The following is a 14,800-nucleotide window of genomic DNA, read 5'->3' on the forward strand; positions in this document are numbered from 1 at the left end:
GACCCGCCGCCCACCACCACCCCGCCCCCGACGGGGACGAAGGTGGACAACCCGTACGCCGGAGCGCGCGGCTACGTCAACCCGGAGTGGAAGGCCAAGGCCGACGCCGAGACCGGCGGAAGTCGCGTCTCCAACAACCCCACCGCCGTCTGGCTGGACCGGATCGCCGCCATCAACGGCACCCCGGACAGCAGCTCCAACGGCGCCTTCGGGGTACGCGACCACCTGGACGAGGCGCTGCGCCAGGGCGCCGGGTACATCCAGTTCGTGATCTACAACCTGCCGGGTCGGGACTGCTCCGCGCTCGCCTCCAACGGAGAGCTGGGTCCGAACGAGCTGCCTCGCTACAAGGCCGAGTACATCGACCCGATCGCCGCGATCCAGAGCGACGCGAAGTACCGCAACCTGCGGATCATCAACGTCATCGAGATCGACTCGCTGCCCAACCTGATCACCAACACCTCCGGCCAGGCCGGCGGCACGGCGATGTGCGACACGGTCAAGGCCAACGGCGCGTACGTCAACGGTGTCGGCTACGCCCTGGCCAAGCTGGGCGCGATCGGCAACGTCTACAACTACATCGACGCTGGCCACCATGGCTGGCTCGGCTGGGACACCAACTTCGGCCCGACCGCCGACATCCTGAAGACCGCCGCGGTCGCCTCCGGCAGCACGGTCAACAACGTGCACGGCTTCATCACCAACACCGCCAACTACTCGGCCCTGCGTGAGCCGTACTTCAAGGTCACCGACACGGTCAACGGTCAGACGGTGCGGCAGTCCAAGTGGGTCGACTGGAACTTCTACGTCGACGAGCTGTCGTTCGCCCAGGCGTTCCGCGACAAGCTGGTCTCGGTCGGCTTCAACTCCAACATCGGCATGCTGATCGACACCTCCCGCAACGGTTGGGGCGGCTCCGCCCGGCCCACCGGCCCGGGTGCGACGACCAGCGTCGACACCTACGTCAACGGTGGCCGCATCGACCGCCGGATCCACCTCGGCAACTGGTGCAACCAGTCCGGCGCGGGCATCGGCGAGCGGCCCCGGGCGAACCCGGAGCCGGGCATCGACGCCTACGTCTGGGTGAAGCCCCCGGGTGAGTCGGACGGCTCCAGCAAGGAGATCCCGAACACCGAGGGCAAGGGCTTCGACCGGATGTGCGACCCGACGTACGGCGGCAACGCCCGCAACGGCAACAACCCGTCCGGAGCGCTCGCCAACGCGCCGATCTCGGGTGCGTGGTTCTCCGCGCAGTTCCAGGAGCTGATGCGCAACGCGTACCCGGCGCTCTGACCGGATCGCTCCCGCACCCACCCGCCGCCGGCAGTAGGTGAGGCACTGCCGGCGGCAGGTTCCCCCGGGTCCCCGACCCGACCGTGACGGTCGGGTCGGGGACCCCCCTTGTCACGCGCGGATCAGGGCACCGTGCGCTCGATCGCCGCCCGACCCTGCTCGGCCAGGTCGCGGCGGGCCTTGTCCAGGTTCTCCGGCGTGAGGTCCTGCCCGCGGGCCATCACCAGATCCTCCGGCTCCCACGGCTGCTCGGCGCCGGTACGGATGTTGTCCCCGCCGGCCCCGGTGCCCGTCCCGGTCGCCCCGGTGCCCGCGGCGTACGGGTCGCCGATCAGCTCATCGGTGTCCGGCGCGAGGTCCGGCGGCCGATTGCGGGGCTCGGCGAAGCCCGGGGTGTCCCGGTCGGGCCCGCCCCCGCCGCGCAGCTGCGGGACGGTGCTGTCGTCGTCCGCCGCGGCGGCCATCTCCGGGCTCTCCTCCAGCGGCGGTCGGCGGTCGCGATCGGTCATGGTGTCGCCTCCTGTGTCCGGCGCGTTGCCCTATCCCCCTCGGCTACCCGGTGCGAGGGCCGCCATGCGCGCGGGTCGGTCGATCAGGCGCCGGGCTGCTGCTCGTTCGGCGGCGGCGGTTCCGCCGGGCGCAACCACTGCCAGAGCAGCATGAACAGCCCGAAGGTGAGCATCACCAAACCCGCCCACAGGTTGATCCGCACCCCCTCTGCCTTGTCGATCTCGGCCCGGCTGTCGAAGATGCCGATCAACGTCACGACGATCCCGTACGCCACGAAGAGGCCCCCGATCACCCGACGGATGTCGAACAAGCGGGCGGCCGCGGAACGACGCTGCTCCGCCTGCGTCTCGTCGATCAGCGGATCCTGCGCCGGCTGGCCGTCGTTGCTCATCTGCCGACTCCTTTCCTAGAAGACCGGGATGTAGAAGAGAGCGGCCAGCACGACCGCGATCACGCCGAGCAGAAGGGGGGAGCGGTACCAGACGGCGTCCCCGGCGAGCACGTCGCCCTTCAGGTCGACGCCGCCCAGCCCGTACACCAGGCCACGCAGTTCCTCGTCGCGCTTGGGCGCGGTGAGCGGGGTCATGATCACGGCGACCACCGCCACGGTGACGAACGCGATGCCGGCCCCCCAGAAGCTCTCCTCCAGGTCGGAGTTGAAGTCGATGACACCGCCCTTGTAGAGCAGGTAGGTGGCCAGCGACGCCAGGGTGCCCAGCAGCAGCGACCAGAAGCCGGCGAGGGCGCTCATCCGCTTCCAGAACATGCCGATGATGAAGGTGGCGAACAGCGGCGCGTTGAACAGCGAGAAGAGCGCCTGGATGTAGTTCATGATGTTGCTGAAGCCGGCCGCGATGAACGCGGTGCCGATCCCGACCACCACGGCGGCGACCGTCGCCCACCGACCGATCCGCAGGTAGTACTCGTCCGACCGGCCGGGACGCAGGTACGCCTGCCAGATGTCGTAGGTGAAGACGGTGTTGAAGCCGCTCACGTTGGCCGCCATGCCGGCCATGAACGAGGCGAGCAGGCCGGTGACCGCCACCCCGAGCACGCCGTTGGGGAGCAGATCACGCATCAGCAGCGGGATTGCGTTGTTGTACTGCAGGTCGCCGCTCTCCGCGCCCAGGCCCTTGACCGTCACCAGGGCCACCAGGCCCGGGATGATCGTGACCAGGGGGATGAACAGCTTCGGGTACGCGGCGATGATCGGCGTACGCCGGGCGGCGCTCATGTTCTTCGCCGAGAGGGCGCGCTGCACCTCGGCGAAGTTCGTCGTCCAGTAGCCGAACGACAGCACGAAACCGAGGCCGAAGACGATACCGATCCACTGCGCACCCAGCGGGTTGGCGGTGCTGCCGGTGTCCTGCCAGGCGTGCAGGCCCGCCTCGCCGAGCTTGGAGTCCCGCACCGCGTCCATCAGGCCGTTCACCCCACCGACCTTGACCAGGCCGATCACGGTGACCGGGATGAGTCCCGCCAGGATGACGAAGAACTGGAGCACCTCGTTGTAGATCGCCCCGGACAGACCACCGATGGTGATGTACGCCAGCACGATCGCCGCGCCGACGACGACCGCGGTCCAGAGCGGCCAGCCGAGCAGCGCCTGCATCACCAGGGCCAGCGCGTAGAGGTTCACGCCGGCGATCAGCACCTGGGCGACGGCGAAGCTGAGCGCGTTGAGCAGGTGCGTGGGGCGGTTGAACCGCAGCCGCAGGTACTCCGGCACGCTGCGGACCTTGGAGCCGTAGTAGAAGGGCATCATCACGATGCCCAGGAACACCATCGCCGGCACCGCGCCGATCCAGTAGTAGTGGACCGTCATCACGCCGTACTGGGCGCCGTTCGCGGCCATGCCGATGATCTCCAGGGCGCCCAGGTTCGCCGAGACGAAGGCGAGACCGGTCACCCAGGCCGGGAGGGACCGGCCGGAGAGGAAGAAGTCGACGCTGGTCCGGATCGCCCGTCGGGCCGCGAAGCCCACCCCGAGGACGGTGACGAAGTACAGCGCCAGAATCAGGTAGTCCAGCCCGTTCATGTTGAGCCGAAGACCGCCGCCGTCCATCCCGTCACCCCTCGTCCCGACGCTGGCACCGGTTCGATGCGCGCGCCCTATTACCCGGTACGCGCGGTTTCACGCCTGCACGGCGGTTCCGGTTGTGTTCCGGCCCGCTCGGGCGGTCTCGCGACCCGCGACCGCACGCCGAAGGGGCCCGGCCTGACGGCTGGGGCGCCCTTCGGGTCGGGTGACGTCAGCGACCGAGTACGCGGTCCAGGAAGTCGCGGTAGTTGCGGACCGCCATCCGTAGCTGCTCGGTGTCCGCCGAGCCGGCGTCCTGCCAACCACCCAGCGTGCTCTTCTGCGCGGCGAGCGCCGAGGAGAGGGCCTGGATGGCCTCCTCCACCAGTGACTGCGCCTCGCCGGCCGCGGCCTGCGGGTCGTCGACGAACCGCAGCTGCACGTCGCGCCACCGGTCCCGGAAGCCCTGCGCGGTGTCCCCGTCGAGGAGCGTGGCCGGCTCGGCCGCGACGGTCGACCCGGCGGGCCGGGACGTGCCGGCAGACTCCAGCGAGGTGCCGCTGGCCTCGGTGGTGACCGGTTCGGCGTCCGCGTCCGGGTCGACCATCTCCGGTGTCGCGCTGCCGTAGCCGACCGCGCCCGCGGTGGCGATGTCCGAGCCGTCGGTCAGGTCGTCGCGCCGCTCCGGTGCGCCGTCCGTCGCCCCCGGCGGTACGACCGTCCGCGCGGACGTGTCCGCGTCGGCGCGGCCGTCGCCGTCCGTGTCGTAGCCATCCGTGTCGGGCCGGTCCGCGTCGTGCCGGTCCGCGTCGTAGACGTCCGTGCTGTCCACGTCCGCGTCACGGCGGTGCAGCTCGGCGGTCGGGTCGGCCCGCAGGCCCTCACGCTCGCCGTCCTCGGCACCGTCGCCCGGCTCCGCGGTCCGCTCGGCCCGAGGGTCCGGCTGGTCCTGTCGACGCGGGCTGGCCAGTGCGGAGGCGGCGACCGCGTCGCCCACCGTGGTGGCGCCGAAGACCGTCGGCAGCGGCCCCGGCTCGTGGAACCCACCCTCGTCGGTGGACCGGTCGTCCCCCCGGTGGCGGGTGTCGGTGTCGTCGGTCAGGTCCTCGTCGGCGGGGTCGTACGCGGCGTCCCGTCCGGTGCCGTCGGTGGGCTCGCGGCCGGCGTCCGGGTCGTCGAAGGCACCCCGCTCGTCCAGGGCGTCCTCGGGCGAATCGGCACGGTCGGCACGGTCACCGGTTGGCGGTACCGGAACCGGCGTTGACCGTACGGCCTCCGGGTGGTCGTTGCTCACCTGCTGCTCTTCCTGGCGCATCGGCGGCCTCCTCAGCGGCTCGTGGCGTCGTGCGGGGTGTCCGGGTGGCGCTGTTCGGGTGCGCGGTGACCGACCGGTTCCTCACCGAGCAGGTCGGTGAAGAGGGACCGGTAGTGCACCACCGCCTGGCGCAGTTCCTCGGTGCTCGCCTCACCCCGGGTGTTGCGCAGGTGGATCTCGTGCGCGTCCCGGTAGTTGGTCAGAGTGCGGGCGTGGTCGACGGAGAGGTGGGCGATGTGGTCGGAGAAGTCCCCGGTCGGGTAGCCCTGCTCCTCGATGAGCCGGGTGACCAGTTCATCCGCGTCGCCCACGGTCTCGCCCGGCGAGTCGATGAAGCGGACCTGGATCTCCTCCCAGGCGGCGGCGTAGCGGGCCCGGGACTCCGGGCTGAGCGGGGTGAGCGTGAGCTCGGCGTGCCGGCGTTCCCGGTCGCGCAGCTCGCGCTCCGCGGCGGACCGGCTGTCCTGCTCGGCCACCACCCGGTCGTACTCCGGCCCGAAACGGTTGCGCAGCGCGCGGCGCCGGCCGAGCGACCGGACGGCCACGGCCAGCGCGGCGACGATCACCAGCACGACGAGCACGATGACGATTACCTGCGTGGGCGACATGGGCTCCTCCTTCGTCACCTGGTATTCCCTCGGCGTACTGATCGCCAATCCCGTTCCGGGGCACTTTCCTCGTCGGCCCGCGTCCGCCGTCCGGAAACGTCCCTCCGGTCCGCTTCCGATTGCGGCCCTGACGTGGGGTGCCGCCCTCCCGCGAGGCAAAACTTGACTCGTTCCAGAAGTGCGTTTGGTGAAACGGCGCGCAGCGCCGACGACACCTGAGCCGTCCCGTACCGAAACGGGCGCCCCGCCGACCAACCGGCGTGGAGGCGGCGCATTCCGGAGCGTCGATGTCGGCGCGACGGGCGGTAGTGCAACCGGCCGCGATTACGTATCCTGCCCAAGGCGCGCGCGCCGATGTCCGGCGTCGCCGCCGGGCCCAGCCGGTCCGCGCGCTGCCCGGCCGGTGCCGGCGCCCCTCCTGCCACCCCTGTACGGGCGAGGTCTGATGAGAACCCGCGACTGGCCGATCCGCTCGAAGCTGACCGCGTTGGTCGTCGCTCCGGTGACCGCGTTGCTGGCACTGTGGATCTTCGCGACGACGTTGACCTTCGGCCCCGCTCTGAACCTGCTCTCCGCCCGCACCCTGCTCTACGACCTGGGGCGCCCCGGCGAGGCCGTGGTCAGCGAGCTGCAACGCGAACGCCGGCTGTCGGTGGTGCAGCTCGCCGGCACCACCGAGCTGCCGGCCCTCGCCGAGCAGCGTCAGCGCACCGACCGGGCGATCACCGAGCTGCGCCGTCGGGTGGACGGGGAGGCGTTGCGCGACGCCGCCGACGACCTGTTGGAGGACCGCGTCGACCGGCTGCTCACCGCACTGGCGGCGCTGCCCACCGGCCGGGACTTCATCGACGACCGCATGATGGACCGCACCGGCGCGCTGGGCCTGTACAGCGGCATGGTCTCCGCGGCCTTCCAGGCGTTCGCCGGGATGGCGACCCTGAACGATCCCGCCATCAACCGGCAGGCGCTGGCGCTCACCGCCCTGGGACGCTCGCGGGAACTGCTCGGCCAGACCGACGCCATGCTGGCCGGCGTGCTGACCGCCGGCCGGTTCGCCGACGGGGAACACGCCCAGCTCGTGCAGGCCATCGGCAACCAGCGGTGGCTCACCGAGAGCGCGGTGGCCGACCTGCCCGAGGCCGGGCGCACGGCGTACCAGCGGTTGACCGAGAGCGCCGCGTTCACCAGCCTGCGCGCCATGCAGGACGCGCTGGTCGCGGCCAACCGGTCCGGTCGACCACCGGTGGACGCGGCGGCCTGGCAGGCCAGCTACGACGCCGTCCAGCAGCAGTTGCGCGACTTCGAGCTGGCCGAGGCGGACGGTCTCACCGACCGCTCGGTGCCGATGGCGGTCCGGATCCTGGTCCGGCTGGCCGCCGCCGGGGTGCTCGGTCTCCTCGCCGTGGTGGTCTCGGTGCTGGTGGCGTTGCGGGTGGGCCGCACGCTGGTCCGACGGCTCAGCGGGGTGCGCACCGCCGCGCTGGAGCTGGCCGAACACCGCCTGCCGGACGTGGTGGCCCGGCTGCGTCGCGGCGAGCAGGTCGACGTGGCCCGGGAGGCGCCCCCGCTGGAGTACGGCCACGACGAGATCGGCGAGGTCGGGCGGGCCTTCACCGAGGTGCAGCGGACGGCCGTCCAGGCGGCGGTGGACGAGGTCACCCTGCGCCGAGGGCTCAACGAGGTCTTCCTCAACATCGCCCGCCGCAGCCAGGGCCTGGTGCACCGGCAGCTGCACCTGCTGGATCGGATGGAGCGGCGCGCCGAGGACCCGGACGAGCTGGCCGAACTGTTCCAGGTGGACCACCTGGCCACCCGACTGCACCGGCACGCCGAGGACCTGGTGATCCTCGCCGGCTCCGCGCCCGGCCGGGGCTGGCGCAACCCGGTCGCGATGGTCGACCTGATCCGGGGCGCGACCAGCGAGGTCGAGGCGTACGACCGGGTGGACATCACCGCCGTGCAGCCGGCCGGCGTGCTGGGCCGGGCCGTCGGCGACGTCATCCACCTGCTCGCCGAGCTGATCGAGAACGCGACCGCCTTCTCCGCGCCGGACACCAGGGTCACGGTCTCGGGGGAGCAGGTCGCCAACGGGTACGCCCTGGAGATCACCGACCAGGGTCTGGGGATGTCCGCCACGGCGCTGGAGAGCGCCAACAACCGGCTGACCAGCTCGCCCGAGTTCGACCCGGCGCAGAGCGCCCGACTCGGCCTGTTCGTGGTGGCCCGGCTGGCGGCCCGGCACGGCGTCCGGGTGCGCCTGCGATCGTCCGGGGACAGCGGGGTGACCGCCGTGGTGCTGGTCCCCGCCGAGCTGGTCACCACCGAGCCGCCGGCCGGTCCCGACCCGGCCACGCTGGGTGCCGCGCCGGTCCGGGCCGGCCGTACCCGGTCGCTCACCGTCGACGCCCCGCCGGCCAGCCCTCCGCCCGTCGCGGCACCGGCGCCGGTCGCGCCGACCGGCGAGGCATCGCCGGACGCGGCGGGCGACGAGCTGGACGGCCTGCCCCGCCGGGTACGTCGGCAGACCCCCGCCACCCGATCCCGCTCGACCGTCACCGACACCCCGTCGCCCCGCTCTCCGGAGGAGGTACGCCGGGTCATGGCCGCCCTCCAGGCCGGCACCGCCCGGGGGCGCGCCACCGTCGTCACCCCGGCGGCGGCGACACCGGCCCCGGAGAACAGCTCGGGCGACGCGGACACGCAGCCCATCCCAGCCGCTCCGGTGGGTCGCGCCAACCCGGCGAGCCCGGCCACCCGACCGAATCCGACCAGCCCGGTCAGCGCCGACCCGGGTACCGATCCGGCTGCCGAGCCGGGGGCCGTCGCACCGAGGCATCCCCGGCCGGTGCCGGCCCCCGAATCACCGACCGCGACTGAGAGGGACGCCTAGTGCCGCATTCGACGAAGCAGAGCGCCGGCCTCGACTGGCTGCTCGACGAGTTGGTGGAACGCGTCCCGGCCGCCCGGGAAGCAGTGGTGCTCTCGGCGGACGGGCTGCTGCTCGGCTCCTCGGCCGAGCTGGAGCGCTCCGGCGCCGAGCACCTCTGCGCACTCGCCGCCGGGTTCTCCAGCCTGGCCCGGGGCGCCAGCCGGCACGTCGACGGCGGTCCGGTCCGGCAGACCGTGGTGGAGATGGAGTCGGCGTACCTCTTCGTCACCGCCGCCGGCCAGGGCACCTGCCTGGCCGTGGTGAGCGACGCCGACGCGGACATCGGTCTGGTCGCGTACGAGATGGCGATGTTGGTCATCCGGGTGGGGGAGAACCTCACCGTTCCGGCCCGACCGTCGGCGGGTGCCGGTGACGTGGGCTGAGCCACCCGGCCCCCAGCACGAGTGGCTGGACAACGACGCCGGGCCGGTAGCGCGTCCGTACATCCTCACCGGCGGTCGGGTGCGCTCCGCCGCCGACGGGTTCGACCTGGTCGCGTTCGTGCTCGCCGGATCGGATCTCGACCCGGCGGCCCATCCCCGGCTGCTCCCGGAGCATCGGCGGCTGGTCGCGCTCGCCCGCCGACCGGTGTCGGTGGCCGAGTTGGCGGCCGAGCTGGATCTCGCGGTCGGGGTCGTCCGGGTGCTGCTCGGTGACCTCCTCGCCCAGGGCCTGGTCGCGGTGCACGAGCCGCCGGGCGCCGGCAAACTTCCCGACGACGACATTCTCAAGGCGGTGGTCAGTGGACTCCGTGAACTTTGACCATGCGGGCTCCGGCGTCACCATCCCGCTGGCACTGAAGATCCTCATCGCCGGTGGCTTCGGGGCCGGCAAGACGACCCTGGTGAGCGCGCTCAGCGAGGTCCGCCCGTTGCAGACCGAGGAGGTGTTGACCGGGGCGGGGATCGGCACCGACGACATCTCCGGTGTCGAGGGGAAGTCGACCACCACGGTGGCGATGGACTTCGGCCGCATCACCATCAACGATGATCTTCAGGTCTACCTCTTCGGCACCCCGGGCCAGGACCGGTTCTGGTTCCTCTGGGACGAGCTGGCCTTCGGCGCGCTCGGCGCGGTGGTGCTCGCCGACACCCGGCGGCTGGCCGACTGCTTCCCCTCCATCGACTACTTCGAGCAGCGCGGCATCCCGTTCGTGGTGGGCGTGAACTGCTTCGACGACGCCCGCCGGTTCAACCTGGACACCGTGCGCCGGGCGCTCGACCTGGATCCGGACGTGCCCATGGTGCTCTGCGACGCCCGCGACCGGCAGTCCGGCAAACTGGTGTTGATCTCCCTGGTGGAGCACGTGGCCCGCCAGCGTGGAGAGCCGGTGCCGGCCGCCTGACCCGCGCGCGTCCCACCCGGATCGGCGTCGGCGACCACGCGGCGGCGTCGATCCGGGTGCCGGAAAGCCGGTTAACGCGCGGGATTCGTGGGCAGCCTCTGGTTGGATCGACGAAGGAAAACCGGCGGAGGGGTGGGACGTGAGTGCTCAGGGCGAGGTCGTCCACATCGGGGGTTACACCGCGCAGAGCGGCGGACGGGGCAGCGGCATCGTCGCGGCCCGCCGCGACCCGGCCACCGGGGCACTGACCCCGCTCGGCACGGTCGCGGTCACCCCGTCCCCCTCCTTCCTGGCGCGGCACCCCACCCAGCCCGTCCTCTACGCGGCCAACGAGCTGAAGGACGGCGAGATCAGCGCCTGGCGGGTCGGTCATGACGGCGCGTTGGACCCGCTCGGCAGCCGGCCGACCGGCGGGGCCGAGCCCTGCCACTTGGCGGTGCTCCCGGACGGCACGCACCTGGTGGCGGCCAACTACGGCGGTGGCAGCATCGCGGTGTTCCCGCTCGACGAGCAGGGCGTCCCCGGTGAGCGCACCGACCTGGTGGTGCACGAGGGGCACGGTCCGGACCCGGAGCGTCAGGAGCAGGCGCACACCCACATGGTCTCGCCGGGGGCCGGCCGAGGGCCGCTGCTCGCGGTGGACCTCGGCACGGACTCGGTCTACCGGTACGACCTGGACGTCGCGACCGGGCGGCTGGTGCCCCGCGGGCCGCGGGTGCGGACGGCACCCGGCACCGGCCCACGGCACCTGGCCCGGCACCCGGACGGACGCCGGTGCTACCTCGTCGGCGAGCTGGACGCCTCGGTCACCGCGTACGAGCTGACCGAGGACGGCGCGCTGCATCAGCGTGGTCGGGTGGAGGCGAGCGAACGCTCGGGTCACGTCCAGCCGTCGGAGGTCGCGGTCGGCCCGGACGGCCGTTTCCTCTACGTCGCCAACCGGGGAGTCGGCACCATCGCCGTCTTCGATCTCGCGGGGGAGTTGCCCGAGCTGGTCGCCGAGGTGGACACCGGCGGCGAGTGGCCCCGGCACTTCGCATTGATCGGCGAGCATCTCTACGTGGCCGACGAGCGGGCGGACATGGTGCGCGTCTTCCGGCGCAACGTCGACACCGGTGTGCCGGAGCCGGTCGGGGAACCGGTGCCCGTGCCGAGCCCGACCTGCGTGCTGCCGTGAACCGTTATGCCGGCTTCGCAACACCACGGGACTGTGTCGTCACGCTGAGTCGTTAATCAGTGATCAACTGTCTCTTCAGTGTAACTTTAGTCCGAACGGTTATGGCACGGACGGCACGTTGTACGCAAGATGGTCACCGTGTCAGCAGGCCGCCATCGCATGCGTTCGAAACTCCATCTAGCAGCCGCCGCCGCGACGGCGACGGTGCTCGTCGTCACGACCGGTGTCTGGTTCGGCTATCGGGAGTTGATCCAACCGAGCTGCTCGGGCGAGATCCGGCTCGCCGTGGCGGTCGCACCCGAGCTCGCGCCGGCGGTGGACGCCGCCGCGTCCCAGTGGGTCAAGGACGGCGCCGCGGTGGGGCCCACCTGCATCCGGGTGGACGTGTCCGCGTCCGACCCGGTCGACGTTGCCGCCGTGGTGGCGGCGAAGCACGGTGCCGTGCTCGCGGGTGTGGGGCAGGCCAGCGGCACCGCCGTGAGCCCGGACGTGTGGGTGCCCGACTCCTCGACCTGGCTGCTGCGGTTGAAGAAGGAGGCGAGCGCGTTCGCGCCGACGAACGGCGCGCCCATCGCGCGCAGCCCGATCGTCGTGGCGATGCCCGAGCCGATCGCCGCCCGCCTGGGCTGGCCCAACAAGAAGTTCAACTGGACCGACCTGCTCAAGCAGGTCAGCAACACCAGCGCCCCGCTGCGCACCGGGATCGTCGAGCCGACCCGGGACGCGGCCGGCCTGTCCGGCCTGCTCTCGCTGACCGCGGCCGCCAGCGCCTCCGGCGGCGACACGCAGGGCACGACCGTCGGCGCGCTGCGGGCGCTGGCCACCGGGCGGTCCTCGCTGCGCAACGACCTGCTGGCCCGCTTCCCGACCGCGAACGACGCCACGTCGATCGCCAGCGGCCTCGGTGCGGCGGCGCTCTCCGAAGAGGACGTGATCGCCTACAACAGCAAGAAGCCGCCGGTACCGCTCGCCGCGCTCTACATGGAGCCGGCCCCGATGCCGCTGGACTACCCGTACGCGGTGCTGCCCGGCATCGAGCCGACCAAGGCGTCGGCGGCCCGGGTGCTGTTCGAGCTGCTCACCAGTCCCAGCTTCCGCGACCGCCTGGCGGCGCAGTCGCTGCGCGCGCCGGACGGCAACTGGGGTGACGGCTTCAATGCGCCGCAGGGTGCTCCGAGCCCCTCCGGCGGCGCGCCGACCGCACCGGCGAACGGCGGCACCGCGGCGGGTGGCCTGGACCCGGCCGCCATCCAGCGGGTCGTCTCCAGTTGGTCGATCGCCACCCAGTCCGGTCGGATGCTGGCCGTCATCGACGTGTCCGGCTCGATGAAGGACCCGGTGCCCTCCGCCAACAACCGGAGCCGCGAGGAGGTCACCGTGGACGCGGCGCGCCGCGGCCTCGGCCTCTTCGACGACTCCTGGTCGATCGGCCTGTGGACCTTCTCCACGAAGCTGGTCGGCAGCCGGGACTACAAGGAGCTGGTCGGCATCGGCCCGCTCTCCGGGCAGCGGGCTCAGCTGGAGGCGGCACTCGCCACCATCAAGCCCTCCGACGGCGGCACCGGCCTGTACGACACCACCCTGGCCGCCTACAAGGCGGTACAGGAGGACTGGCAGCCCGGCCGGGTCAACTCGATCGTGCTGTTCACCGACGGCGAGAACGAGGACAGCAACGGCATCTCCCAGGGCCAGTTGCTCGCTGAGCTGAAGCGGGTCGCCGATCCGGAGCGGCCGGTCCAGGTCATCATGATCGGTATCGGTGAGGGCGTCAGCAAGGCCGAGCTGGAGTCGATCACGAAGGTGACCGGTGGCGACGTCTTCGTCACGAAGGACCCGAACGAGATCGGCAGCATCTTCCTCAGCGCCATCGCCCGGCGCCCCCCGGCGCCGCGCTGAGCCGACGCACAGCAACGCACGGGCCCGTCGTACCTGATCAGGGGTACGGCGGGACCTTTCGGTCGTCCATCGCCGCTGAAGAAAAGTGACGGCAATACGTCCGAAGCAATCGGCCGCCATAGTTGTCGGGGCAGGATGTCGACGTGTTCCGGCATCGTCGGTCCGCCTCCGGTCCGACGCGTCGGCCGGGGCCGTCCTGAGCAGAGTGGGAGGGCCGGTGAGTGCGTCGACGCTGTTGACCCCCGCGAGCACCGCGACGCCGAAGCCCCGCCCCGCCGGGCTGGTGGAGCGCGCCGACGAACGGGCGTACGTCCGGGTCCTCGTGGTGCTGGACACCACCATCCTGATCATCGCGTTGCTCGTCGGGCACATCGCCCGGTTCGGTGACGAGGAACCGAGCGGCTCGAAGATCCCGTACGTGCTGGTGGCGCCAGGTCTGGTGCTGGCCTGGCTGCTCTCGCTCAAGGCGTTGGGCTGCTACGACGACCGGGTGGTCGGCTACGGCGCGGACGAGTACCGCCGGGTCAGTTCCGCCAGCCTGCGACTGGCCGGCGCGATCGCCATCGCCGGGTACATCGCCGACGTCGGTGTCTCGCGAGGCTTCCTCGGCATCTCCTTCGCGGTGGGCACCGCCGGGCTGGAGGTGGCCCGCTTCGCCGCCCGCAAGCGCCTGCACCGGGCCCGTTCCCGTGGGGCTGGCTGGTCCCGCAAGGTGCTGGTGGTCGGCGACACCGCGCACGTGCTGGAGTTGGTGCACACGCTGCGCCGGGAGCCGTACGCCGGCTACCAGGTCGTCGGAGCGTGCATCCCGGACGCGCTGCTGGCGCCGGTGGCGCAGCGACTCGGCGACGTACCGGTGGTGGGATCGTTCCGGGGCATCCCGGAGGCGGCCACCGCGATCGGCGCGGACACCGTCGCGGTCACCGCCTCCGGTGAGCTGACCGCGGCCCGGCTGCGCCGGCTCGGCTGGCAGTTGGAGGGGACCGGCGTCGACCTGGTGGTGGCGCCCGCGCTGACCGACGTGGCCGGCCCCCGCATCCACACCCGGCCGGTCGCCGGACTGCCGCTGATCCACGTCGAGGCACCCGAGTTCCGTGGCGCACGCAAGCTGGTGAAGGGCTTCGTCGACCGGTCGGTGTCGTCGCTGGCGCTCGCGCTGCTCTGTCCGCTGATCGCGGTCATCGCGTTGGCCATCAAACTCGACAGCCGGGGGCCGGTGCTGTTCCGCCAGGTCCGGGTCGGCCGGGGCGGGAAGGAGTTCGGGGTGTTCAAGTTCCGCACCATGGTGGTGAACGCCGACGCGCTGCTCGCCGAGCTGACCGCCCGTAACGAGACCGACGGCCTGATGTTCAAGATGCGCGACGACCCCCGGGTGACCCGGGTCGGACGGCTGCTGCGCAAGTGGTCACTGGACGAGCTGCCGCAACTGGTCAACGTGCTGCTGGGTCAGATGAGCCTGGTCGGGCCGCGTCCGCCGCTGCCCTCGGAGGTGGCCCGCTACGACGGCGACGTGGCCCGGCGGCTGCTGGTCAAGCCCGGCATGACCGGTCTGTGGCAGGTCAGTGGGCGGTCCGACCTGAGCTGGGAGGACGGCATCCGACTCGATCTCTACTACGTGGAGAACTGGTCGCTCGCCGCCGACCTCACCATCCTCTGGAAGACCTTCGGCGCGGTGCTGAACAGCCGGGGCGCGTACTGACGTCGTCG

13 protein-coding genes are annotated in these 14,800 nt (G+C 71.8%); 8 read left to right on the forward strand and 5 right to left on the reverse strand.

All coding sequences use genetic code 11. The features are described from left to right. Positions 1-1,293 (forward strand): glycoside hydrolase family 6 protein (locus F8271_RS13350; RefSeq protein WP_151490011.1); only part of this gene is annotated, 1,293 nt, incomplete at its 5' end. 122 nt (positions 1,294-1,415) lie between these two features. Here the strand turns inward: F8271_RS13350 and F8271_RS13355 are convergent. The 5 genes from F8271_RS13355 to F8271_RS13375 all read right to left on the reverse strand — a co-directional run bounded on the left by F8271_RS13355 (position 1,416) and on the right by F8271_RS13375 (position 5,746). Beyond that, on the reverse strand, positions 1,416-1,802 hold the full coding sequence (locus F8271_RS13355; protein WP_151490012.1) for a hypothetical protein: 387 nt from the start codon (positions 1,800-1,802) through the stop codon (positions 1,416-1,418). An 83-nt stretch (positions 1,803-1,885) separates the two neighbouring features. Next, complete coding sequence (locus F8271_RS13360; protein ID WP_151490013.1) at positions 1,886-2,194, reverse strand: hypothetical protein; 309 nt, start codon at positions 2,192-2,194, stop codon at positions 1,886-1,888. A gap of 15 nt (positions 2,195-2,209) precedes the next feature. Next, positions 2,210-3,868, reverse strand: coding sequence for a sodium:solute symporter family protein (locus F8271_RS13365; protein WP_151490014.1), 1,659 nt, complete (start codon positions 3,866-3,868; stop codon positions 2,210-2,212). A gap of 187 nt (positions 3,869-4,055) precedes the next feature. Then, a complete protein-coding gene (locus F8271_RS13370) occupies positions 4,056-5,138 on the reverse strand; it encodes a hypothetical protein (RefSeq protein ID WP_151490015.1) in 1,083 nt (360 codons plus the stop codon). A gap of 11 nt (positions 5,139-5,149) precedes the next feature. Continuing rightward, entirely contained in the window at positions 5,150-5,746 is a 597-nt protein-coding gene (locus F8271_RS13375) for a hypothetical protein (RefSeq protein WP_151490016.1), read from the reverse strand. Positions 5,747-6,191: 445 nt separating this feature from the next. Between F8271_RS13375 and F8271_RS13380 the strand changes: the two genes are divergently transcribed. The 7 genes from F8271_RS13380 to F8271_RS13410 all read left to right on the forward strand — a co-directional run bounded on the left by F8271_RS13380 (position 6,192) and on the right by F8271_RS13410 (position 14,792). After that, positions 6,192-8,636 carry a nitrate- and nitrite sensing domain-containing protein gene (locus F8271_RS13380; protein WP_151490017.1) on the forward strand — a complete coding sequence of 815 codons (2,445 nt, stop codon included), beginning with the start codon at positions 6,192-6,194 and terminating at the stop codon, positions 8,634-8,636. Further along, positions 8,636-9,058: a roadblock/LC7 domain-containing protein gene (locus tag F8271_RS13385; protein WP_151490018.1), complete on the forward strand. Its 423-nt coding sequence runs from the start codon at positions 8,636-8,638 to the stop codon at positions 9,056-9,058. The genes F8271_RS13380 and F8271_RS13385 overlap by 1 nt, the downstream gene beginning before the upstream one ends. Continuing rightward, entirely contained in the window at positions 9,045-9,437 is a 393-nt protein-coding gene (locus tag F8271_RS13390) for a DUF742 domain-containing protein (protein ID WP_151490032.1), read from the forward strand. Before F8271_RS13385 ends, F8271_RS13390 begins: the two co-directional genes overlap by 14 nt. Continuing rightward, the gene (locus F8271_RS13395; RefSeq protein ID WP_151490019.1) at positions 9,418-10,020 is read left to right on the forward strand and encodes an ATP/GTP-binding protein; all 603 of its coding nucleotides are present in this window, start codon (positions 9,418-9,420) and stop codon (positions 10,018-10,020) included. Before F8271_RS13390 ends, F8271_RS13395 begins: the two co-directional genes overlap by 20 nt. A gap of 139 nt (positions 10,021-10,159) precedes the next feature. Next, positions 10,160-11,197 (forward strand): lactonase family protein, encoded by a 1,038-nt coding sequence (locus tag F8271_RS13400; RefSeq protein WP_151490020.1) that lies wholly within the window; start codon positions 10,160-10,162, stop codon positions 11,195-11,197. 138 nt (positions 11,198-11,335) lie between these two features. Next, entirely contained in the window at positions 11,336-13,093 is a 1,758-nt protein-coding gene (locus F8271_RS13405) for a substrate-binding domain-containing protein (protein ID WP_151490021.1), read from the forward strand. 217 nt (positions 13,094-13,310) lie between these two features. After that, entirely contained in the window at positions 13,311-14,792 is a 1,482-nt protein-coding gene (locus F8271_RS13410) for a sugar transferase (protein WP_151490022.1), read from the forward strand. Positions 14,793-14,800 lie beyond the last annotated feature (8 nt).

It is taken from the genome of Micromonospora sp. ALFpr18c, assembly GCF_008868155.1.
Lineage (GTDB): Bacteria > Actinomycetota > Actinomycetes > Mycobacteriales > Micromonosporaceae > Micromonospora.

Bases quoted from the DNA above. Each gene is read 5' to 3' on its own strand.
- F8271_RS13365 (WP_151490014.1), bottom strand. From the start codon at position 3,868: ATGGACGGCGGCGGTCTTCGGCTCAACATGAACGGGCTGGACTACCTG.
- F8271_RS13380 (WP_151490017.1), top strand. From the start codon at position 6,192: ATGAGAACCCGCGACTGGCCGATCCGCTCGAAGCTGACCGCGTTGGTC.
- F8271_RS13355 (WP_151490012.1), bottom strand. From the start codon at position 1,802: ATGACCGATCGCGACCGCCGACCGCCGCTGGAGGAGAGCCCGGAGATG.
- F8271_RS13360 (WP_151490013.1), bottom strand. From the start codon at position 2,194: ATGAGCAACGACGGCCAGCCGGCGCAGGATCCGCTGATCGACGAGACG.
- F8271_RS13370 (WP_151490015.1), bottom strand. From the start codon at position 5,138: ATGCGCCAGGAAGAGCAGCAGGTGAGCAACGACCACCCGGAGGCCGTA.
- F8271_RS13375 (WP_151490016.1), bottom strand. From the start codon at position 5,746: ATGTCGCCCACGCAGGTAATCGTCATCGTGCTCGTCGTGCTGGTGATC.